1 protein-coding gene is annotated in these 1,150 nt (G+C 66.9%); it reads right to left on the bottom strand.

Annotated elements, in window-relative coordinates:
* Positions 1-1,084 (bottom strand): IS630 family transposase gene (locus ACFRKB_RS38985; protein ID WP_463291768.1). Its coding sequence is split into 2 segments (ribosomal slippage), with 1,085 coding nucleotides annotated over them: positions 1-631 and positions 631-1,084; the frame shifts between segments, so codons are not numbered across the junction. This gene is flagged as partial in the annotation.
* Positions 1,085-1,150: the final 66 nt, after the last annotated feature.

The raw sequence follows: 1,150 nt of genomic DNA, 5'->3' as shown, positions 1-1,150 counted from the left end.
TACTGAGGTTGTAGGCGTGGTGTCGTCAGTGTGAGTCCAGTCGCGGTGAGGCATCCGTCGATGGCGTTGCTGCAGTACTGGATCTGGCGGAGGCCATGTCGTAGTCGGCGGATGAGGTGGTCGGGGCCGGTGAAGGCGGTGTTCGCCTGGCTGGTCCGGCGGAGGACCGACCAGATGCCTTCGACGGGGTTGAGATCGGGTGCGTAGGGCGGCAGGTGATAGGCAGTGATCCAGTCGTGTGCGTCGATGAAGGTCCGCATGCGGCGGTCTTTGTGGACGTTCAAGTTGTCCCAGATGAGGACGATAGGTCCGTCGAGCTGCTGGTGGGCGGCGATGAGGAGGTCCCGGTACTCGGTCCAGGCGAAGCTCTTGCGGCCGCCACTCTTGTGATCGGTATGCCGTTTGGGTCGGTAGATCAGGCGGGACCGTTCGCCGGGTTTGTAGCAGCACAGGGCGGCTATGGAGAAGCGGCGCTGGGAACGGCCGCGGACCCGGATGACCGGGGTGGATCCGCGCCTGCTCCAGGTGCGGGAGGTCGGCGGCGTCATCGAGAACCCGGCCTCGTCTTCGAAGACGATCCAGGCCCCGAGCGCCGCCGCGGTGGTTCCAGGTGCGGCCACACCTCCTTCACCCAGCCGGCCACGGCCGCCTCGTCACGCTCGACGGCCCGACGGGCCGGAACCTGGTGACTCCAGCCGTGCCGCCGCAGCATCTGCGAGATGCCCGACAGCGTCATGCTCTTGTGGAACCGCCGGCCGATCAACGTCTTGATGCGGGCCAGGGTCCATCGTTGATCCGGCCAGCCGTGAGCGACCGGGCCTTTGGCCAACTCGTCCTCGAGCACGGCGAACAGCGCCTCGCTCAGTTTCGGACGGGACGCCGGGCCACGGGACCGAACCGCGTCCTCGCCGGTCTCCCGCCAGGCCCGCCGCCACCGCTGGACGGACCGGACGCTGACCCGTAACTCCTTCGCGATCTCCGTACTGCCCCGCCCGGCAGCGAACATCCCGACAGCTTCCATCCGGACCCGCTCGCGGAAAGCTTGCCTCTCCGCCGTCAGACCCCCACCCTGCGGATACCTCATACAACCGGCATACCGCGACGATCAACAACAGTCAGCCCCTACGACAACCCGCCTTCAAGGTCAGTA

This window comes from Streptomyces scopuliridis (assembly GCF_042790125.1).
In the GTDB taxonomy this organism is placed as follows: Bacteria; Actinomycetota; Actinomycetes; order Streptomycetales; family Streptomycetaceae; genus Streptomyces; species Streptomyces scopuliridis_A.
This window is presented reverse-complemented; position numbering and strand designations above follow the sequence as displayed.